This window comes from Sporosarcina soli, from assembly GCF_042655805.1.
GTDB classification, from domain to species: domain Bacteria; phylum Bacillota; class Bacilli; order Bacillales_A; family Planococcaceae; genus Sporosarcina; species Sporosarcina soli.
In genome coordinates this window covers 1364490-1386272 of record NZ_JBHSNO010000005.1, presented here as the reverse complement: position 1 = coordinate 1386272, position 21783 = coordinate 1364490, and the positions used below count along the sequence as shown (strand labels likewise).

The following is a 21783-nucleotide window of genomic DNA, read 5'->3' as shown; positions in this document are numbered from 1 at the left end:
TCCCATGAAGCATAATCTTTCCGATGTTGTTGTATTGCAAACCAATGAGGAACTAGTAGAAAAGGCAAAAAGCTTTGTGCCTAAATTGCGTGCACGGGGTGGCGAGACAGAAGAACTTCGAAGAGTGCCAGAAGATATCATTCAAGAAATGAAAGATGAAGGGCTTTTCAAAATTCTTCGTCCTAAAAGATATGGCGGCCATCAATCGAATATTCGAACGTATTTGGATTGTCTTGTCGAGATCTCACGTGGTTGCGGTTCGACGGGTTGGGTCTACTCTCTTTGTAATATCCGTGAATTAATGATAGCGGAATCCTTTTCAGAAAAAACGCATGAAGAGATTTATGGTCCGAAGACAGATGTCGTATTTGCGGGTGTCTTTGAACCGAGGGAAATCCGGGTTCGTCGCGTAGAGGGAGGCTACCACATTGATGAGGGAAGATGGATGTTCTGCTCTGGTAGTGTCCATGCAACATGGGGCTACTTTGGGATGCCGCTTGTGGATGAGACGGGTGCTGTCATAGATCACGGTTTGATCACTTTGCCTTTCAAAGATATCGAAATCGGTGATGATTGGCATACGCTCGGTATGCGAGGTACATCCAGCCATGGCGTTATCATCAGGGATACCTTTGTGCCCGACCATCGTGCGGTATCTTTGTCAGAAACCAAAAACGGGAATTTCCAATCTGCCCATTTGCGGGATGACGCATTGTATAATACGGCACTTTTTCCAGCTCTCAATTTGTCATTATCGGCTCCGGCTTTAGGACTGGCAAGGGCTGCTTTGGATATCTTTATGGAAAGACTTCCAAACCGCAGAATCAGTTATACATTTTACGAGAAACAAAGTGAAGCTCCTGTAACGCATTTACAGCTATCGGAAGCCTCTTTAAAAATTGATTCGGCGGCGATGCATTTTTACCGTGTTGCAGATACACTCGATGCTGTTGCTGAAAGCGGTGAATATATGGATGTGGAGACGCGGGTGAAAGTGAATGGGGATATGGGGATCGCTGTGGAGTATTGTAAAGAAGCGATCAATATCCTTATCGGGGCCAGCGGAGGATCTTATATTTACGATGGCAACCCGTTACAGCGCGTATTCCGTGATTTTTGGTCGATGTACGTGCATGGAGCGATCTTGCCATCATCTCAATTGGAAACCTATGGTCGAATCCTGTCAGGATTAGAACCGAATAAAGACTTTATCTGAAAATAATGATGAAAGCGGGGATGAAAATGAATCCAGAAATTGCAAAGTTAGGACATGTTTCACTGGTCACTCCAAATTTAGAAAAATCACTTTGGTTTTTCCATGAAGTGATCGGTTTGGAGATTACGGAGCGGTCGAGCGATACCGTATACTTACGGGCTTATGGGGAGTTTGAACACCACAGTCTTGTGCTGAAAGCAGGGGATCGTGCTTATATGGACCATATCGGATGGCGGGTAAAGCGTCCTGAAGATGTGGAGTTGTTTGAACGTATGCTAAAAGCTTCTGGTACGGAGGTTCAAAAGGTTTTGAAAGGACAGGAGGCGGGTCAGGGAGATGCCATTCGCTTCCAAATGCCTACCGGTCATAATCTTGAATTATATTATGATGTAGAAAAACCACTTGCTCCGGAAGGCGAGCGCTCGGTTTTGAAGAACCAAACGCATAAAGCATGGAATCGCGGGATTTCTCCACGCAGAATCGACCATGTGAATGTTTGGACATCCCATGATCCAGGCACTGCGCATAATTGGCTTGCAGACCAATTAGGTTTCAAAATGCGGGAATATATTCGGGTTAATAACGAACAAGTACTTGCCGGATGGATGAGTGTGACACCGCTCGTACATGATATTGCAGTGATGGCTGAACCTAATGCCCCGACGCCTGCAAGATTCCATCATGTAGCGTATTGGTTAGACAATGCTCAAGATGTCCTGAGAGCTTGCGATATTTTACGGGAGCACGGCATCGTCCCGGATTCGGGTCCTGGAAAGCACGGCATTAGCCAAGCGTTGTTCACTTATGTACAGGATCCGGGCAGTGGTCACCGTGTCGAATTGTTTAGCAATAGTTACCTCATTTTTGATCCGGATTGGGAACCGATTGAATGGACGGAAAAAGATATGGATCTCGGGCTCACGTATTGGGGACCTACGGAATATGTGCCACATCAAAACAATCATCCGATGGACCAAACAACAGAAGCGTTAAGCCAATTGTCTCCTTTGGCGGCGCTTTCAAAGGGTTGAGTTAAGCAGAACATGAGGGTGGAATGAAATAAAGAATATTTCATTCCACCTACTATGTTTGTGAAGTCTTCAGTAAGAGGAGTGATCTAAAATGAGGATTCACACTTGCAATGACTTAAAATTGCCTGCTTCGATTATTGCAATTGGAGCATTTGACGGTGTGCATAAAGGGCACCAAGAATTGATTCTCAGTGCACGTCTGCAAGCGGAGAAACTGCAAGTTCCTTTTGTATTATATACATTCGATCCTCCGCCAAAGGTCTATTTTCAGAAGGTACGACTGCTCACTTCCTTGCCTGAGAAGTTAGAGAGATTGAGTCGGTTAGGTGTGCAACATGTTATCGTGGCACCGTTTGATACGCACTATGCTTCACGGAAAGCTGAGGAGTTTTATGAAGAAATACAGGCATTGAATCCAAAAGGGATCTGGGTTGGTAGTGATTTTAGGTTTGGTATCAACCGTAGCGGAAACGTTGAATTATTACGAGAGCGGTTTCCTGTTCATTTACTGGAGCCGGTACGATGCGGATCGGGTGAGGTCATCTCATCCAGTCGAATACGTCAACTTTTCAATGAGGCGAATACATTATTAGGATGGAATACAGATCGTATTAATGAGTCATCATAGATTTTGTTTCAGGGGGGCTTTGAGTATGATAAGCAAAAGTATCGAAGAATTGGCAGTCCATTTATGGGATGCAGAACAGACTGGAAAAGGTATACCAGCCTTGACGGAACTTCAACCAAACCTAAGTATTCCAGAAGCCTATCAGGTACAGTTGCACAATATCGAAAGAAAACGGAAGGATGGTCGAACCATTACCGGGAAAAAAATCGGCTTGACGTCCTTGGCTATGCAGGAGCTGTTGGGCGTCGATCAACCCGACTACGGGCACTTATTGGATGACATGCTTGTGGCAAACGGAGCTGAAATTCCTTTTTCCAGAGTGATGCAACCAAAGGTGGAAGGTGAAATTGCTTTTGTACTAAAAAAGGACTTAGTCGGTCCCGAGGTGTCAGCTGAGGACGTGTTGCAAGCGACTGATTACATATTGCCTTCCATTGAAGTAGTAGATAGCCGCGTGAAAGATTGGAAGATCCAGCTTGCAGATACGATCGCAGATAACGCTTCCTGCGGGTTGTATGTACTCGGTGGTCCTCCATTGCCGGTTTCAGACGTTGATCTGCTGCAAATCAGGATGGCTCTTAAGAGAAACGGTGAAGTTGTCAATACAGGTGTTGGAGCTACGGCGCTTGGAGATCCCGCATTCGCTGTAGCTTGGCTCGCCAATAAACTGCATGAATTTGGAATTGGTCTGAAGGCCGGTGAAGTTATTTTATCTGGAGCACTTTCAGCAGCAGTGGACGCACGACCAGGAGATGTGTTTAGCATACAGATGGATCATTTAGATGAAGTAAGTGTCAAATTTTCATCAAACTAAGAGCAAGAATAGTAATGGCTGGGTGGATACGGTTCGTCTGATGGATAAAAGGGCGCATTACTTCTGTTTTCACGGGCATGTGCATATTGAAAAGATGAGAATATGAAGGAGTTGAGTGGGGTGCAAAAAAGCATAGATAAGCAAGTACTGTATAAAGAAGTGATGGGAAACTATCCGACAGGCGTTACGATTGTTACGACGAAGGATGATCAAGGGACTCCGGTTGGACTGACGGTAAATTCGTTTGCCTCCGTTTCGTTAGATCCATTACTCATTCTGTGGTCGATTGACCATTCCGTCTCTTCATTGGACGTATTTAAAAATGCCGGTAAATTTGCTGTGAATATATTGGCAGGGGAGCAACAAGAGCTTTGCAAAATCTTTGCCAGTAAAAATACGGACCGTTTTGCAAGTTGCCAATGGGAGACATCTGAACATGACCTTCCGGTTATTGCAGATACGTTTGCTGTATTGCAATGTGAGACATACCAAACTGTAGAGGCTGGAGATCATACCATCTTAATAGGCCGGGTGCTGGATATTGAAAAGGGAGATCAGGATCCTATGTTGTATCACAACAGAAAATTCGGTCCTATTCCGCTGGAGTTTCACGTTTGATTTGCTATGAAAATAGTGGAGAACTCTTCATGGATCGCTTGAAGCTACCGTTTCCGGATTCATCTACCGAGAGTATAGTTTTTTAAAAATATAGGACTGCCCAGAAAGTCAGTTTCACTGATTTTCTGGGCAGTCCTATCGTTTTTTTATTTATCCCCAAACAAACGCCATACGCCTAATGCATCGAGAAACACGATAATGATGGCGATCGGGGTGACATATTTCAATAGATAATACCAACTATTGAAGAAAAGTTTTCCGACATTCGATCCTTGTTTCATCTCATTGAATAAATCCGTTTTCGAGAGTTTCAAAGGGATGAAGATAGAAATCAACAATGCACCGAGTGGCATTAAAACATTGCTGACGGCATAATCGACCAGATCGAAAACCGTTTTATCAAAAAGCTTCACATCGGCCATGACCCCGTACGATAAACAAGAGGGAATGCCGACGATGAAGATGGCTATTCCGATGATCCAAGTGAATTTTTTTCGTTTCGTTGGATCATTTTTTGTCATCGTCGCGACAATGATTTCAATCATCGAAAAAGCGGAAGTAAGTGCCGCAAATAAGAATAGGATCAGAAATGCGATGAAGAAAAGGATGCCGAACGGCAGTTGATTGAAGACGGCCGGCAATACTGTAAAAATAAGAGTAGGACCAGCGTCCGGTTCAAAACCGAATGAAAAAACACCCGGGAAAATAGCAAGACCCGCTAAGAGCACGATGATGATGTTCATCGTAATGATTGAAAAGGCAGAGCCCGGTAGGTTTTGCGTTTTGGGAAGATAAGAAGCGTAAGTCACCATGACAGAAGCGCCTAATGTGAGTGTGAAAAACGCTTGCCCGAGGGCAAATAAAATCGATTCGGATGTCAATTGCGTGAAATCAGGGACGAGTAGAAAGCGAACGCCTTCCATCGCGCCGTCCAAAGTGAGCGAACGGATGACAATAAGGACAAACAGGATGAAGAGGACAGGCATCATGATTTTACTTGCTACTTCAATTCCTTTTTGGATCCCTTGCGCAACAACGATAATCGTCATAAGCATGAAAAGCAGTTGACCGATGAGTGTGGAAATTGGATCCGCAATAATACCGCCGAATAATGGTCCAAATTGCTCTTCGGAAAGTCCGGAAATCCCGCCGGTCACTGCCTTGAATAAGTAGAGGATGATCCATCCCCCGACAACACTATAAAAAGACAAAACTAAAAAGCTGATGACGACACCGATTCTTCCTGTTAAATGCCAATTCGTTTGGGGGGCAAAAAGTTTATAGGTTGTGATGGCGTCGCTCTGGCTTTTACGGCCGAGGATAAATTCCCCGATCAGAAGGGGAACGCCTAATAGTAACGTGAATAATAAGAAAATCAGTAAGAAGGCTCCTCCGCCGCCTGTTCCAGCTACATAGGGGAATTTCCAAATGGCTCCTAGTCCGATGGCAGAACCGGCCGCAGCTAGTACAAAACCGACCTTCGATTTCCAATGTTCTTGTTGAGACATACTTTCAATCCTTTCGATTTTTCCGTGTTGCGTTCTATGATGCAAAAGACCTTGTATAATACTAGCCTATTCAAGGGTAAATGTCACTATTTACAAAGGCTCAGATAGCGGAATGTTTGGTTTGCGAAAGCGTGGGATCGGGGAAATCAAAAAGTCTGCCTGAATGAAATGAATTCATTGATGGCAGACTTTTTTTAAGTGGTGAAAAATGTATGTTGTAGGCTTATCATGCGTGTATACCTACCTCATTAAAAGCTGTACGTTTTATTAGTGGAACAAGTTAATGGTAGTGATAATAATAGGAATCGCGAATACGTCAATGAGGAAAGCACCGACAATTGGAACGATCAGGAATGCTGTTCGAGAAGGACCGAATCTTTCTGTAACAGCTGCCATATTGGCCATTGCGTTAGGTGTAGCCCCGAGACCGTGTCCAGTAAACCCTGCGACCATAATGGCGGCATCGTAGTTTTTACCAAGTAAACGGAACAAGACGAAAATCCCGAATAGGACGATGAAAACAACTTGGACAAAGACGATGATGAGTAGTGGAAGGGCCAAATCGGCAACTTCCCATAGCTTGATGCTCATCAGTGCCATGGAGAGGAAAATGCCTAACGATACGTCGCTGATTAAGCCAATGCCCTTCATGTCGACTGTTTTCGGATTGAGTTTGTCCATGATATTCCGGACGATGACTGCAACGAACATGGCGCCAACATAGCCGGGTAGGACGAATCCTGTTGCAGCTGAAAATAGATCTCCTAAATAAGTTCCGACCGCCATACAAAGTGTGATGAGCAAAATCTGTGTGAAGAAAGCGTCCGTCTGGATTGGTTTCTCTGTTTCTCCCACTGGCATTCCTATACCATCATCTATTTCCGACGGTTTCAGATTATGTTTGGAAATCAAGTATTTAACGGTTGGTCCTCCGACTAGACCGCCTGCAACGAGTCCAAATGTGGCAGCAGCAATTCCGATAGACAAGGCGGATTGGATGCCCAGGTCTTCGATTGTTTGACCGAATGCCGTAGCAGCGCCATGACCTCCTTCCATTGATACAGCACCAGCCATCATGCCGATTAGCGGATGCAAGTCAAAGAGATAGGCCATGGAGACGCCGATTGTATTTTGGGCAAGCGCTAAAAATCCGCAAGCAAGCCAGTAAATGACAAGCAGTTTACCACCGAGCTTGATAAGTTTAAAGCTTGCTCCTAGGCCGACTGTCGTAAAGAATGTCAGCATGAATAAGCTTTGCAAGGATGTATCAAGGGTGATTTCCAGCCATCCGAGTGATTTGAAAATGGTCGCAAAAATGGCGAACAATAAGCCACCGACGACAGGAGCCGGAATACAGAACTTTTTAAGGAACCCGACTTTCTTGACTAAAAGCATTCCTAATGTAAGGAGGGCGATGGCTAGAAAGAGAGTTGTAACTTGGTTAAGAACTAACGTCATGCAATGTTCCTCCTAAAAATGATGTGATGGCCTCATTTGTCAAATAAGCCCCAAGTTTTACGGTGCGATTGTTTTCATCCAAAATTGGATTGACTTCCGAGATATCAAAAGACAAGGTTTTGTCATGGGATGTAACCGTTTTAATAATAGCTCTGACGATAGCTGGGTCCAAACCAAAAGGTGAAGGGGCACTTACGCCGGGTGCGAAAGCTGCATTCAGGACATCCATACATAAAGTGAGAAAGACAAAATCATGCCGGGCGATGAATTTTTCGAGATCTGCAGTTAGGCTATCCATTTTGCCGATATGCATGTCTTCTTCATAAACATAGGTAACGCCAAGCGCGTCAGCTCGGTCGAATAATTCTTGTGTATTGCCGTAGCGCTGGATACCGGCTACAAAATAGCTGCTTTTCTTGTCCTGTTCAAGTATTTGTTTGAACATCGTGCCGGAGGACGGCTGTTCATCGTAAGGGCGTAAATCGAAATGGGCATCGATGTTGATGATCCCGATGGTTGCTTCTTTCCCTACGTGTTTTCGAACACCAAGATAATGTCCGTAAGCGGTTTCATGTCCGCCCCCTAAAATGATCGGAGTCATATCATTGTGTAAGGCTACAGCGATTGCATCACCTAGTTGTTGCTGAGCTTTTTCAAGGTTATTGTCTAGGCATTCGATATTCCCTAAATCAACAAGTCGTTGTCCTTCAGGCATCTTCCAAGGTAATTTTGCAAGTTCGTTACGCAACGCATCGGGTGCTTTTCCTGCACCGAGTCGTCCATTGTTGCGGCGGACACCTTCCTCACTTTCAAAACCGATAATGGCACAAGTAGCGGGAGATGGCTTGCATGCATCTATATTTTCGAATTCCACGATTTGGTGATAACGAAAACTGGATCTATTGTCAATGTGGTCTGTGCGTCCAGTCCAAACATTTGGATTTACTTTTTTCATCATGTAATCATCCTTTCCTAAACTTCAGAAAATGTAATACTCATTAAGTATATATGTACAGATTTATAAATTCTAATATATAATTATAATAAATGGATAGTTTCAAACTATAAGTACTAAGGGTGTTGACTTTGGAGCTCAAAAAACTGAAATACTTTGTAACTGTCGTTGACAAAATGAGTTTTTCAAAAGCGGCTGAGGAGCTGCATATTTCACAGCCATCATTGAGTAATGCGATAAAGAATATGGAAAGTGAATTAGGGTTTCAAATTATTGAAAGGAATACGCGATCCATCAAATTGACCGAAGCGGGTGAAATCCTCTACGACAGAGCAATTCATTTATTATCAGAAATGGAAGTCGTGAAAAAAGAAATGGAGGAAGTGAAAAACGTAGGCAAAGGGGATATTCGAATCGGCATGATTGAATCCGTCAAGCATTGGTTGCCGAAAGTAATTGTTCAATACCATCAAAAAGTTACGGATATGGATATTAAGCTAACGGAAGTGCTAAGCGGAAATGATGTGAAAAATTCACTTAGAAACTATAAGACGCATGCCATTTTAACAAATCAGTTGATTCGGGAAGCCGATATTGAAACCATTCCTTTATACAATGAGAAGCTGGTTTTGGTGCACCATGAAAGTCACCCACTTGTAAATATGGAAGCGATTACGCTTAAGGATGTCATAAAGGAACCGTTTATCTTGAGTACTGAGGGATTTCAGACAAGGGAAGACATACTGCATGCATTTGAATTGGAAAATGTAAGGCCGAATATTAAATATGAGATTGAACGGTTTGAAACGGCTTTAAGCTTAGTGCGTGAAAATTTGGGAATCACGATTATCCCGGAAAATTACTTGCAAGGACCGCATGATACGTTAATCAGAAGTAGAACTATTGCACCAACTGCATTGGAGAGAACTGTTTATTTGACCTATATGAAAAATAGGTATCTGTCCCCGGCTATCCGGTCATTTTTATCAGCTATTACGGAATTCTTCGAGTAACAGTCGTTAGAACAGAAAACAGATGATTATGAGGGGGTTCGAAGGTTGAAGAAACGATAATTCGGGTATTAAAAATAGAGTTCCATTGATTCGAGTACATGCTAGTAAAGTGAAAAGAGGTGTTTGCTATGAAAGGGTCAATCATCCCTTATTTGACTTTCCATGGGCAAGCGAAGGAAGCAGCTGAGTTTTATACGGAGCTTTTCGGTCTGGTCAATTTGGGCGTTCAGCGATATGGAGATGCCGATTTTCCTTCACCTCCGGAAGCGGCAGACCTTGTCATTCATTGTCATCTTCAAAAAGGTGATTTTCAGCTGATGCTCGCGGACTCGACTGAAGAACGCCCGCAAGAAGTGCAACATGGACTGTCTTTAACAGTTCAATGTGAAAGTGATAAGGAAATTCAAAAACTATATGACGGGCTCCTGCAAGAAGGCACGATGCTCATGGAATTGCAACATACGTTTTGGGGAACGAAGTATGGAAAAGTGCGGGATAAATATGGATTCGTCTGGGATTTGAATTGTGAAAAAGAAGGATAGCATGTTAAAGCGGGAAGAACGGAAGGCCTTTGTATGGAAAGAGGCCTTTCGTTCGTTTGCTGATCGTTGGCAGAGAAATTCGTATATAACAGCGGTTAACATAGAAATAAGCACTACCTGATAGGGGGGATAGGCGTGATCGGAAGAAATGATCCTTGTTTATGCGGGAGTGGAAAGAAGTATAAGAAATGTTGTGGGGCGAAGGGAACCGATTTGGTTGAAATGATTGTCAATGAAGAGCTCGATCGCATCCTAAGTGGCTATTTTGATGCCTATTCGAAAGGGCAGGATCGGGCGGAAATGATGCGGATCATGCGGGAATGGGCAAACCGGTTATCGGATAGTTGGGAAAAGGAGCATATTGAAGAGGCGGCCAGCGAGTTTTATTTGTTTATCCAGAACGGAAAGCTTTGGCGTACATATATGGAAGTACAACTTGCGGAGACGAAACGCGAATCGGTTGTAGCGGTATTAGAACAATGGAGTAAACCGATTTTATTGCTTGCTGAGATTGTAGCCGTAGAGGCGGAAGTGATGAAAGTGCGTGAGCTGTTCGGGGAAAAGGAGTATCGCTTGACCCGTGCCGAAGGAGTGCCCGCGGATAGTGGAACGTTGTTATTCGGGATTGTTCTTCGGGATCCGCGCAAAGGGGAAGACGTTGTCGCTCCAGTATCCTCCATGATCTTCCTTGCCAAGTGGAGTAAACAGACGAAGAAATCACTGAATGAATTGAGGGAATCTGATTTACAGAAACCTTCGGAGGAATTTTTACAGGATCATATACTCGCGATTTATGAATTGCTCATCAAACGGAGCCAAGCTTCCATGAATGAGCTAGTGGAAGAGATGCTGGATCCTTCACAATTGAATGCCTTGAAAGAGCTGGATTCGACTATGATTGAATGGGAACAAACCGCGGATTCACGAGAGATCATGCATAAGTTGGCTGTTGCTTATTTCCTGAATGAAAATGAGCAAGCGATCGTGGCCTCGGATTTTGTGGTGGCAGCTTTGCAGACAGGGGTAGAAATCGGCATCGTGCAGGGAGAAGGCTTGAAAGAAGAAATTGTACGGAAGTTCGGTCCTTCTAAGGAAGGAATTGACCTGTATACGGAACAACTGCGCACTTTATTCGATGCAATGATGGATAGCGGAGAGGAACCGGTGACGGCACGGGTTTACGAAATCGGCACGGATCCAAGGCCGACAGAGAAAAAGCTTTGGGAAACGGCGATGACGACATCGGGAATCGTTCAACCGGAGCGGAGACCGGGCATCGCGGAAGGACGGGCACAGCTTCTTGCTTATGAAGCGTATACCGCAGATACGGAAGAAGATCGGCAGAGGCTTGCGAAACGGGCTTCGGAAATCGAACCGGATCTTCCAGATGTGTTGCTAATGTCTGCGGAGATGGAAGAAGATCCGCAGAAAGCGGCAGAGCTCTATGAAAAAGCGATTCGTCAAGCGAGTAAAGTTTTTGAGCCAGGGGATTCGCCGTGGCAAAATATCCCGAACCGCCCCTTCATGCGAGCAACTTTCGCGTATGGAATCCACCTGTTCAGTTGCGGCGACTATGATGAGGCGGCAGGCGTGTTTATGGATCTAGTGAAAATGAACCGCAACGATCAACAAGGCGCTCGCTACGAAGCGATTGCCTCCCTCATTCACGTCGAGCGTTATAAAGAAGCGGCTGAACTATTGGTGCGCTATGAAAAAGGCTCGCAACAGGATGCGACGTATCTCTATTTGGACTGGAAACTCGAGCATGAAGCGTCTGGTGGACAGTCACTTGAAGTGGAAGAGATGTTAAAAGCCGCCGCGCAGTTGAATGGACACGTCATGCATCTGATGACATTTAAAGCGAAGGCAATTTCGTACCCGCGCCATCAATCGATTGAACCGGGAAGTGTAGAAGAAGCGAGATATATTTGGTGGTTGTTAAAGGGGAATAAATAAAGAAGAGATCTGCCGTACGAGCCATTTTCTCGTATGGTTTTTTCTATGTTCATACACTTTAGACATGCGGTTTGATTTCATAGCTATCCAATTTGAATGCATATTTTCATTATGAAAAAAGTAAAGATTAAGTAGATTTATGTTTTAGGTTAGAAAGGTAGGGAATACATTATACAAAAATAATTAGGAGGAATTTGTAAATGGATGGTCAAGACTCTAATGAACGAAGGAGAAAGTTAACGAAAACATTGAAACCATCATGGGTGTTCGCGATTGCACTCGGTTCGTCCGTCGGATGGGGAGCATTCATCTTGCCGGGTGATTGGATCGGGGAATCGGGACCGTTAGGCGCGATGATCGGTCTGTTGATCGGTGCGGTGATCATGATGGTGATTGCATCGAGCTATGGCGTGATGATCAAGAAATTCCCGGTGTCGGGCGGAGGATTTACATATGCGTTTATCGCGGCAGGTAAGAAATGGGCATTCATTTGCGGTTGGTTTTTGTCGCTAGGATACATATCGATTGTTGCGTTGAATGCCTCAGCGTTTTCGCTGTTGCTGAAGTTTTTAGCACCGGGATTCATGAAGCAATTCTATTTATACTCGGTGGCTGGTTGGGATGTTTATTTGCCGGAAGTACTGATTTCTTCGGCAATCCTGATCATTTTTGCCTTGATCAACACGACGGGGACGAGTGTATCAGGAAGAATCCAATTTTATTTTAGTGTATTGCTTATTGCAGGTGTTATTCTGCTTGGTGCATTTACATTCGGGGTTGCAGAGAATCCGCTAGAGAATATGAAACCATTATTTAGCGGTAACCAATCTATAATTGTTTCAATTCTCGTCATTCTTGCCATTGCACCTTGGGCATATGTCGGCTTTGACAATGTGCCGCAAGCGGCGGAGGAGTTCGATTTTTCCCCGCGCAAGGCGACCGTTTTAATTGTGTTATCGCTTTTCACTTCTTTTTTGATTTACGCAATAATGATTGGGCTAACGGCATGGACTTTCCCGAAAATGTCGGAAGTGAGCGGCAATCTCTGGTTGACGGGTGATGTCGTCGGTTCGGCGCTTGGCTTAGGTGGTCTCATTATCATGGCTATCGCGATCATTATGGGGATATTCACAGGATTGAATGGCTTTTATATGTCAGCCAGCCGTCTCTTGTTTTCAATGGCGCGGGCACGGGCATTACCGGATATGTTCAGGACGATTACGAAAAAGAATCAGATACCTGTTTGGGGAATATGGTTTGTTGCGGTCATTACATTGCCGATGCCGTGGTTTGGTAGACAGGCGTTATCTTGGATTGTGGACATGTCATCGACTGGTGTCTCCGTTGCGTATTTCTTTACTTGCTTCGCTGCCTATAAAGTATTGGCGTGGAAAGCAGAAACGGCAGGACGGGAAATTGCTCCGTTGAAGAAGTTTCTAGCGCTTGTCGGAATGATTGCCAGTGCCGTTTTTCTACTATTGCTCCTCATACCATTCTCGCCAGCAGCATTATCGGCGCCATCGTACATACTTCTCGTTATCTGGGGAGTTGTCGGCGGAGGTTTTTATGGGGTGATCCGCAAGCGGTATAATAGTTTGAAACAAGAAGAGACGGAGTACTATGTATTAGGGAAAACGATTGAATCCGAAGTCGAAAACAATGATGCCTCTGAGGATTTTGACAGTAAAAATGTCTCTTTTACAAATTAAAAAAATAGAAAACAGCCCATCCGTTTATTTTAGGCGGATGGGCTGTTTGGATTTTTGAAGGTTTCAATCTTTTTATTGACAAAAGATAGCATTCTCTATACTATTTTAAATAATCAAACAGGGTTCGACAATGCCGAATCTCGGGAGGTCAAACATGTCTAAGCCAATACAGTCGGTAGATCGTGCTTTAACAATTCTGGAGATGTTCAATGAAAGGAATGCTGAATTAGGTATATTGGAAGTCAGTGAACGGATGGGACTTCCTAAAAGTACTGTGCATGGAATCATTAAAACATTAGTGATGAGAGGGTATTTGATTCAAAACAGTGAGACAAAGAGATATAAATTGGGAATTCGGCTATTTGAACTCGGGAATACGGTGAGTAAAGGGTTAGATATCAAAGAAAAGGCGGGACCTTATTTAAAAGAGGTATTTAGTCAAACAGGTGAAACAGTCCACTTAGTCCAACTTGAAAATAATGAGGCGTTCTATGTGGACAAGCATGAGAGTGATAGTGCGTTACGAATGTATTCACAAGTGGGGAGAAAAGCTCCGCTCTATTGTACAGGCGTAGGGAAGGCGATACTGGCCCATTTGGATAAGGAGATGCAACTAGCCATTTTGCAATCTACTAAAATGGAAGCTTACACGGAAAAGACGATTCTGGACAAGAATGTAATTCTTGAAGAGTTAGAAAAAATTAAGGAACGAGGCTATGCGACGGACGATGAAGAGATTGAAATGGGATTGTTTTGTGTCGCGGCCCCGATATTTGACAGCAATAATCGTGTAATTGGATCCGTCAGTACAGCAGGCCCTAAATTCCGATTTACGGAAGAAAAAATAGAAATCGCGAAGCAATGTATAAGAGAAGCTGCCCGCAGTATCTCGCGGGAAATGGGTTCAACAAAGTGAATGGAGAAGTGAATAGATGACCAAACATGCCATATGGGAGGGCTTCCCATATGGTTTTTTTGAGGTCAGCAAGAATATATTTTCTGTCAATTGTGCAAAGAAAGACTATTTAGTATTGACAGGATGATCAATCTTGATTATATTTTAATAAACGTATTAGTCGAACTTAGTTCGGCAATGCCGAACTATGAAGAGGTTTTGGAAATGCCTAAGCCGATTCGATTAATTCAAGATAGAAGCGTATGCAGAGAAGGTTTGGGTGTACAAGGACTTTGAAACTTTGAAAAAGGAGTGGAGAAAATGAGTAAAATCAATGTAGCGATTATCGGTTCGGGTAATATCGGAACGGATTTAATGTACAAATTGGAACGAAGCGAATTGTTGAATTTGACCGCAGTCATCGGGATCGATCCGCAATCGGATGGGTTGAAGAAGGCGAAGGAAAGAGGGTATCAAACGTTTAGTAATGGGATTGAGGCGGTCAAAAATAATCCTGACCTAGCGGAGATTTTCTTTGATGCGACTTCAGCAAAAGCCCATTTAGTGAATGCTGAAGTATTGAAAGAATTGGATAAAATCGCTATCGACTTAACTCCGGCGGCGGTAGGTCCATTAGTATCACCAGCGGTTAACGGTGATACGTATAATGCCGAGTCCAATATCAACCTGATCACTTGTGGCGGTCAAGCGACGATTCCGATGATTCATGCAGTGAATCGGGTAGCGGATGTGACGTATGCTGAGATTGTTGCCACGATCTCCAGTAAGAGTGCGGGACCTGGAACGCGTGCTAATATTGATGAATTTACGATTACGACGCGTCGGGGCATTGAGGAAGTAGGGGGAGCGGACAAGGGGAAAGCGCTCATTTTGATTAACCCTGCGGAGCCACCGGTATTAATGAGGGATACGATTTATTGTGAAGTGAAAAACATGGATGCCGAGGCGATTACAAAATCGGTAAACGACATGCTTCAAGTGGTGCAAAGTTATGTACCGGGTTATCGTCTGAAACAAGAATTGATTTTTGATGAAGACAAAGTGACCATTTTGTTGGAAGTTGAAGGGGCGGGAGATTATTTCCCGGTCTATGCAGGAAATCTCGATATTATGACAGCCGCAGCAGTGAAAGTGGCGGAAGAGCAAGCGAGAAGAATTCTACATGTTGAAGAAGAGGTGACGAACTAATGACAAACGTAGTGAAATTGACGGAAGTATCCCTTCGTGATGGAAGCCACGCCGTGTCGCATCAATTTACAGCAGAGGAAGTCGGTTCGGTTGTACGGGCATTGGATGAAGCGGGCATGCATTACATCGAAGTCAGTCATGGCGATGGATTAGGGGGATCTACCTTACAATATGGAAAATCTCTTGTCGATGAAATGAAATTGATCGAGCGTGCTGTGGCCGAGGCTCAATCTTCTAAAATTGCTGTATTGCTGATCCCTGGAATTGGGACGGTCCATGAATTGAAACAAGCCCACGAACTCGGGGCGAAATTAGTACGTGTCGCTACACATGTGACAGAAGCGGATGTTTCGGCCCAGCATATTGCGAAAGCGAAGGAATTGGGCATGGAGTCATTAGGTTTTCTGATGATGGCCCATTCGGCACCGGTTGAAAAACTGGTTGAACAAGCAAAGCTGATGGAAAGTTACGGGGCGGAAGCAGTCTATATTACCGATTCTGCGGGGGCACTTTTACCGGAACAAGTAAGGGAACGAGTTCGAGCGCTTCGCCAAGCACTAACTTGCGAAGTGGGCTTCCATGCGCATAATAACTTGTCATTGGCTGTTGCGAATACGCTCATTGCCATTGAAGAAGGTGCGACAAGAATTGATAGTAGTGTGTGCGGCCTAGGAGCAGGGGCAGGCAATACACAAACGGAAGTATTAACAGCAGTATTGGATTTAATGGGGCAAAACCCTGGAATCGATGTGTATAAGATGATGGATCTTGCCGAAAGCGTTGTGACACCGATTATGAAGCGGCCGCAACTTGTAGACAAGGGAAGTTTAGCATTGGGGTATTCCGGCGTCTATTCAAGTTTCTTAATCCATTCAGAACGAGCGGCAAAAAGATTCGGACTGGACCCGCGAGATATCTTGGTGGAATTAGGCAAGAGGAAAGTAGTTGGTGGACAGGAGGATATGATTTTAGACGTTGCTTCGGAATTGGCGAAAATGAAGTGATTTGAATGGGATTGATGGACGATTGAAGATCAGTTTGTGTTGAAAAATCGGGATGTCCCGTAAGTCGATGATGAAACGGCTTATGGTACATCCCTTTTGTTATGCAAGTCCCTTTCGTTGCAAAGTATCAATCGGTGCACCTAAAAGTCTGGATATTTCGATAGTTTTTTCTTTCAAAAGTTTTACAGCTTCAGAGCTTTCTGATATATCCAAAGAGTTTTCAAGGCCTACCACAGTCAGCACGGCAATTACTTGTGAGGTATGGTCAAAAATTGGCGCGGCTATTGCACTAATACCTGGAACAATAGTGCTGATCACATAAGAGTACTCTTTCTCACGTATGGTGTTCAAATACTCTTGAAGTTGATCTTCACTGATAGAGTTTTTACTTAATTCCCGGCTGATTTGTTCGGCAGTCAAATGACTGGGCAAATAGGCGGCAAATACTCGACCAGAAGCACTTTGGGTAACTCCAACACGGGAGCCCACTTTGATTCCAATATTAATGGGTCTATTGCTTTCTTCCCAACTGATAAAAAAAGGACCGCCTTCTCCCCAAATAGCTAGTGCTGCTGTTTCATTTAATCTATTTTTTACCTCAATTAAATGCGGGGCAACGATATCAGTAATGTTTAGCTTTTGGGATGCGCTTAACCCTAGCATGATTAATTCTGCTCCGAGTGTGTATTTAGCGTCTTCACTTTTCTCTAACATCCCGGTTCTAATAAAACTTGTTAAATAACGATGCAGTTTACTTTTGGATGTATCACATAAGTTGGCAATTTCAGTAATAGATAGAGGTTTATCGGCTTCAGCAATTTTTTTTAGTATGTCTACTCCTACCTCGATGGATTGTATTCCTTTACTTTTGGATTCTTCGCTACTCATGTCGTATCTCCTCGTATTTTATTTTAAAATTCAGTCGAAATGTATGTAGCATGCTTTCGGTATTATGTATATCGCAAGTTTTCATCTTATGTATAAGTATATAGTGGGCTTTCCTTTTAGGCAAAAAAATCCCACAAAAACCTAATCGTCATCGTGGGGTTTTAAGGCTTATATTGGTGATGTTTTAAGTATCTGAATAATAAACAGCGTTGCCTGATCCTCCGGATACATCAATCACATCGCCTGTAATAGCAACCGATAATGGTGAGGATAAAAATGCAATCACATTGGCTATTTCTTCCGCTTTAACTAAGCGTCCGATTGAGTTCATCTTAGAGGCCTTCAGTAAATCCGCTTCACTGGGGAATCGATCTTTTGTTGTTTCAGTTTCGGTAACACCTGGATAGACAGTATTGACAGTAATCCCATGCTTTCCCGATTCCTCTACTACCACCTGTAATCAGTGCCTTTTTACCAGCTAACTGCAAATCCATGGCAGACCCTCCTTATAACAGAATGTCTACATTACGATTTTAAGAATGTTACAGCAAAACGAACCCCCACTATTCATGCTGATAGTGGGGATTCGTATTTTGTCTTCAATTATAGGACCAATGCTTCTTCTTGATTAAAATGCGGCATGACTTGCTTAGTGAAACGTTCCATCGCTTTCATCGTGTCTTGATGCGACAGCCCTCCGAAATCGAAGTAGAGGATGACTTCATCTAAACCTGTTGCTTCGATTTCTTTGAGTTTTTGGGTTACATATTCAGCATCGCCTACGATAATGCTTTTATCGCTCAAACTGTCCGTCGTCATATTTTTTAGCTGATCAACGATTTCGGCGAAATACCGGATATTTGGCGGTGCTTTGGATGGATCTTCCGGGAATGCAGGAACAAGGCCGGTAAAGTATTTTAACATACGCCGCTTTGTTTCTTCTTCCTCTTCTTTTGTTTCCACCACATTGATGAAGTAGGAGCAGCTTGCCTTTCTGTCCGTAAATCCATTTTCAGCAGAAATCCGATTAAACGTCTGAATAGCGTTTTCCATCGTGCCGAATACCATATTTGCGGCGAATGGAGCGAAGATAACGTGTTCTCCCATTTCTGCAGCTTTGCGGATAGAAGGTTCACTGAAAGCGGCTACATAAATTGGTAAGTTTTCTTGTACAGGCGTAGGTGTAAGTTGAATTTCTGGGAATGAGAAGTTTTCTCCTTCATGAGAAATCGGACCTTTGGAACGCCATGCTTTTTGAATAATGTCCAATCCTTCAAAGAAAAGTTCACGGCTTTTGTTAAAGTCGATGCCGAAAACATCGTATTCACGTTTATCATATCCACGCCCTGCCGAAAAGATTGCCCGACCATTACTTAGTAAATCTAGTAGAGCGTATTCTTCAGCTAAACGAATTGGATGCGTAGCTGGAAGCAACACAGTAGCTGGCGCTAATTTAATTTTCTTTGTTTTTGCAGCCACACTTGTTAAAAACATAGCCGGCGACGGAAGAACGCCTAATGCACTAAAGTGGTGTTCAGGAACCCAGACTGAGTTAAAACCAAGTTCCTCCGCATAAATACATTGTTCTTCTAAGTCCAAGATCATTTGATTTGGATTCTTGCGTGTATCGCCGTATTCGATAGGATTATCCGTTAAAGTAAAATAACCAATTTTCATTTGACAGTCACCTCATCTTTTTTGTTAACGTTTCGTGAATCTAATTCACCTAACGTTAATTCAAACGATAACAAATGTATCTTGGCTTGTAAAGAGAAAAATTGTTTTATTTAGGTAGTTTTAAACAATTAGTATTTTTTGATATTTGGACTTTACAAATGAAGAGCGGGTAGTATAATTAAAAATGATCACCAATGTTGAACTATGTTCACCTATGGTTAACAAAATGAAGGATTTAGAAACTACTAAAATCGGAATTATCTTACTAAAGAGTAAAGATGATTCTAAACAATGGGAGGAAAAATAATGCTTAAAGTCAAAGACCAGGATTTATTTAAAGAAGTACTGGGGAATTATCCTACGGGCGTTACGATTGTAACGGCAACTACTGAAGAGGGAAAACCGATCGGGTTAACCGTTAACTCATTCGCTTCTGTTTCTTTAGATCCTCTTATGGTTCTTTGGTCGATCGATCATGGTGTATCTACACTTCATGATTTTGTAAACGGCGGGGAATTTGCAATCCACATTTTAGCGGGAGATCAGCAAGAACTCTGCCGTACATTTGCGAGTAAGGGAGTTGACCGTTTTAGTCAATGTAACTGGGCATTTTCGGAAAGAGGACTACCCATTATTGAGGATACTTTCGCCGTTCTGGAGTGCGAAACGTTTAAGGCGGTAGAAGCGGGGGATCATACGATCTTAATTGGTAATGTGAAGACCATTATAAAGAATGAGAAAGAGCCAATGTTATATCACCGGAGGCATTTTGCATCCATTCCTGATGAATTTTATGCGGTTAAATAAGTAAATTAAAAGAATTGATGAGGTGAAAAATAATGAATATTGAGGAGACCGTCATTCATTATTTGGAGAAGCACCCGGGAGCTAGTGCAAAGAAAATCATAAACCACTGCCATCATCTTCATATGAAGAATCCATTATTAGAAACGAAACAGTTTAAATCAATTGTTTCAAAAAAGCTTCGTGTTTTAAAGAAAAAGCAGGTGCTTCACAATAAGCAAAACGCATGGTATTTATTAAAGTGTGAGGCTTAGTGATCGTGATGTGTAAGTAAAATGGAGAAAATCTATGACAAAATTTACGAGGGGGGATAAAGATGTTTTTGTTTGAATATTTCTTCTTTTTGGAGTGTTTTTGTTCGGATGATTAGAGAATAAATATTGCTAGATTTGAAAGCGCTATCTTTTATCATGAACGCTTTAATGACATGTTTAAAAAGAAAAGGAGAATCTTATGAACTCTGTTAATGTGGGACAAGTAATTGACGAATCAAAGTTTAATCGTTTTCATGCAAAAGTGCTCTTTTGGTGTGCTTTTTGTATCGTATTTGACGCATATGATTTAGTCGTTTTCGGATCTGTCGTTCCAGTCTTAATGAATGAATGGTCTTTGACAGCAAATCAAGCAGGGACATTGGGAAGTTACGCGTTAATTGGCATGATGCTTGGAGCTCTGATCTTTGGTCCTTTAGCAGACAAATTGGGTAGGAAAAATGTTATTCTGTTTTGTGTAGCTTTGTTTAGCCTTTTCACTTTTTTAATCGGTTTTGCCGACAGTGTGACTGAATTTGGGGCATATCGTTTTATTGCAGGACTCGGATTAGGCGGTGTCATGCCTAATGCGATTGCTCTCATGTCTGAGTATTCACCGAAACACTTGAAAAGTACGCTTGTCTCCGTTATGTTCAGTGGATATTCTGTTGGGGGGATGCTTGCGGCAGGTCTTGCTATTTTTCTTATCCCGAACTTTGGATGGCAATCCGTATTTTTCGTAGGAGGGCTTCCTTTATTGGCTCTTCCATTTATGTATAAATCATTACCGGAGTCACCGGAAATGTTAATGATAAAGAATCAATCAAAAACGGTGGAAGAATTATTGGCTAAAGTCAAACCGGGCTTTGTGTTACATGAAGAAAGTCAGCTGGAAATCTCCAAACATGAAGAAAAAGGGAGTCCTGTCATCAAGCTATTTACCAAAGGTCGTGCCTTGAGTACTGTCTTGCTTTGGATCTCCTTCTTTATGTGTCTATTAATGATTTATGGCATTAATACATGGTTGCCGAAATTTATGGAAAGTGCTGGATATGGTTTAGAATCAAGTCTGGTATTCTTATTTGTTCTAAACTTCGGTGCAATCTTTGGTGCAATTGGAGGAGGGTGGTTGGCGGATAAATGGAACCCGAAAAGTGTGTTAATTTTATTTTATCTTTTAGCCGCTCTATCACTATTTCTACTAGGATTTAAAGCGAACATGATTGTTTTACTCATTCTGGTTGCCATAGCAGGAGCAGCAACGATTGGTACGCAAATTATCGCGAATGCCTATGTCTCTCAGTATTATCCAAGCGATATGCGTTCAAGTGGGATCGGTTGGTCTTTAGGAATCGGACGATTAGGTGGGATAGCAGGACCTATCATGGGGGGAATGCTTTTAACCATGAATCTACCTATCAATATGAACTTTCTTGCATTTGCAATTCCGGGTATAATCGCTGCGATTTCTATTATGCTAGTCCAAGAAAAATACTCTTCTGTCGTAAAGGCAAAAAAAACATCTGAGGAAAAAAGTATAGCTCAAGCTCAAAGAATTTAAAAAGTTAATTCATTCATTAGGTTTGAAAGACTCGATTGGAGCGGGG

General features: G+C 42.9%; 20 protein-coding genes. 14 read left to right on the top strand and 6 right to left on the bottom strand.

Features of this window, described 5'->3' with window-relative positions:
• Positions 1-4: 4 nt before the first annotated feature.
• The 5 genes from ACFPRA_RS10660 (at position 5) to ACFPRA_RS10640 (ending at position 4307) form a co-directional block, all read left to right on the top strand.
• Positions 5-1216: an acyl-CoA dehydrogenase family protein gene (locus tag ACFPRA_RS10660; RefSeq protein ID WP_381433892.1), complete on the top strand. Its 1212-nt coding sequence runs from the start codon at positions 5-7 to the stop codon at positions 1214-1216.
• Positions 1217-1242: 26 nt separating this feature from the next.
• The gene (locus tag ACFPRA_RS10655) at positions 1243-2247 is read left to right on the top strand and encodes a VOC family protein (RefSeq protein ID WP_381433889.1); all 1005 of its coding nucleotides are present in this window, start codon (positions 1243-1245) and stop codon (positions 2245-2247) included.
• Positions 2248-2338: 91 nt separating this feature from the next.
• A complete protein-coding gene (locus ACFPRA_RS10650; protein WP_381433887.1) occupies positions 2339-2875 on the top strand; it encodes an FAD synthetase in 537 nt (178 codons plus the stop codon).
• A gap of 25 nt (positions 2876-2900) precedes the next feature.
• On the top strand, positions 2901-3689 hold the full coding sequence (locus tag ACFPRA_RS10645; protein WP_381433885.1) for a 2-keto-4-pentenoate hydratase: 789 nt from the start codon (positions 2901-2903) through the stop codon (positions 3687-3689).
• Between the two features lie 120 nt (positions 3690-3809).
• Entirely contained in the window at positions 3810-4307 is a 498-nt protein-coding gene (locus ACFPRA_RS10640) for a flavin reductase family protein (protein ID WP_381433881.1), read from the top strand.
• Between the two features lie 146 nt (positions 4308-4453).
• Here the strand turns inward: ACFPRA_RS10640 and ACFPRA_RS10635 are convergent, their stop codons facing one another.
• The 3 genes from ACFPRA_RS10635 to hutG form a co-directional block, all read right to left on the bottom strand.
• A complete protein-coding gene (locus ACFPRA_RS10635; RefSeq protein WP_381433878.1) occupies positions 4454-5815 on the bottom strand; it encodes a sodium-dependent transporter in 1362 nt (453 codons plus the stop codon).
• 267 nt (positions 5816-6082) lie between these two features.
• A complete protein-coding gene (gene gltS, locus ACFPRA_RS10630; protein ID WP_381433875.1) occupies positions 6083-7273 on the bottom strand; it encodes a sodium/glutamate symporter in 1191 nt (396 codons plus the stop codon).
• Positions 7257-8231: a formimidoylglutamase gene (hutG, locus tag ACFPRA_RS10625; protein ID WP_381433872.1), complete on the bottom strand. Its 975-nt coding sequence runs from the start codon at positions 8229-8231 to the stop codon at positions 7257-7259. Before hutG ends, gltS begins: the two co-directional genes overlap by 17 nt.
• A 128-nt stretch (positions 8232-8359) precedes the next feature.
• Here hutG and ACFPRA_RS10620 point away from each other — a divergent pair, with 128 nt between their 5' ends.
• The 7 genes from ACFPRA_RS10620 to dmpG all read left to right on the top strand — a co-directional run bounded on the left by ACFPRA_RS10620 (position 8360) and on the right by dmpG (position 16556).
• Positions 8360-9241 (top strand): LysR family transcriptional regulator, encoded by an 882-nt coding sequence (locus ACFPRA_RS10620; protein WP_381433869.1) that lies wholly within the window; start codon positions 8360-8362, stop codon positions 9239-9241.
• A 128-nt stretch (positions 9242-9369) separates the two neighbouring features.
• On the top strand, positions 9370-9783 hold the full coding sequence (locus tag ACFPRA_RS10615; protein WP_381433867.1) for a VOC family protein: 414 nt from the start codon (positions 9370-9372) through the stop codon (positions 9781-9783).
• Between the two features lie 135 nt (positions 9784-9918).
• Positions 9919-11739 carry an SEC-C metal-binding domain-containing protein gene (locus ACFPRA_RS10610; RefSeq protein WP_381433864.1) on the top strand — a complete coding sequence of 607 codons (1821 nt, stop codon included), beginning with the start codon at positions 9919-9921 and terminating at the stop codon, positions 11737-11739.
• A 200-nt stretch (positions 11740-11939) separates the two neighbouring features.
• Positions 11940-13448 (top strand): APC family permease, encoded by a 1509-nt coding sequence (locus ACFPRA_RS10605; RefSeq protein WP_381433861.1) that lies wholly within the window; start codon positions 11940-11942, stop codon positions 13446-13448.
• A 154-nt stretch (positions 13449-13602) separates the two neighbouring features.
• Positions 13603-14364: an IclR family transcriptional regulator gene (locus ACFPRA_RS10600; RefSeq protein WP_381433858.1), complete on the top strand. Its 762-nt coding sequence runs from the start codon at positions 13603-13605 to the stop codon at positions 14362-14364.
• Positions 14365-14664: 300 nt separating this feature from the next.
• Positions 14665-15552, top strand: coding sequence for an acetaldehyde dehydrogenase (acetylating) (locus ACFPRA_RS10595; protein ID WP_381433856.1), 888 nt, complete (start codon positions 14665-14667; stop codon positions 15550-15552).
• Positions 15552-16556, top strand: a complete 1005-nt coding sequence (gene dmpG, locus ACFPRA_RS10590) for a 4-hydroxy-2-oxovalerate aldolase (protein ID WP_381433854.1) — start codon at positions 15552-15554, stop codon at positions 16554-16556. The genes ACFPRA_RS10595 and dmpG overlap by 1 nt, the downstream gene beginning before the upstream one ends.
• 99 nt (positions 16557-16655) lie before the next feature.
• Here dmpG and ACFPRA_RS10585 read toward each other — a convergent pair whose 3' ends face one another.
• From ACFPRA_RS10585 to ACFPRA_RS10575, 3 genes are all read right to left on the bottom strand, one after another.
• Entirely contained in the window at positions 16656-17444 is a 789-nt protein-coding gene (locus tag ACFPRA_RS10585) for an IclR family transcriptional regulator (protein ID WP_381433851.1), read from the bottom strand.
• Between the two features lie 184 nt (positions 17445-17628).
• Positions 17629-17868, bottom strand: a complete 240-nt coding sequence (locus ACFPRA_RS10580; protein ID WP_381434863.1) for an SDR family oxidoreductase — start codon at positions 17866-17868, stop codon at positions 17629-17631.
• A gap of 179 nt (positions 17869-18047) precedes the next feature.
• Complete coding sequence (locus ACFPRA_RS10575) at positions 18048-19121, bottom strand: LLM class flavin-dependent oxidoreductase (RefSeq protein WP_381433848.1); 1074 nt, start codon at positions 19119-19121, stop codon at positions 18048-18050.
• A 306-nt stretch (positions 19122-19427) separates the two neighbouring features.
• Between ACFPRA_RS10575 and ACFPRA_RS10570 the strand changes: the two genes are divergently transcribed.
• Complete coding sequence (locus ACFPRA_RS10570) at positions 19428-19928, top strand: flavin reductase family protein (RefSeq protein WP_381433845.1); 501 nt, start codon at positions 19428-19430, stop codon at positions 19926-19928.
• Between the two features lie 450 nt (positions 19929-20378).
• Entirely contained in the window at positions 20379-21737 is a 1359-nt protein-coding gene (locus ACFPRA_RS10565; protein ID WP_381433841.1) for an MFS transporter, read from the top strand.
• Positions 21738-21783 lie beyond the last annotated feature (46 nt).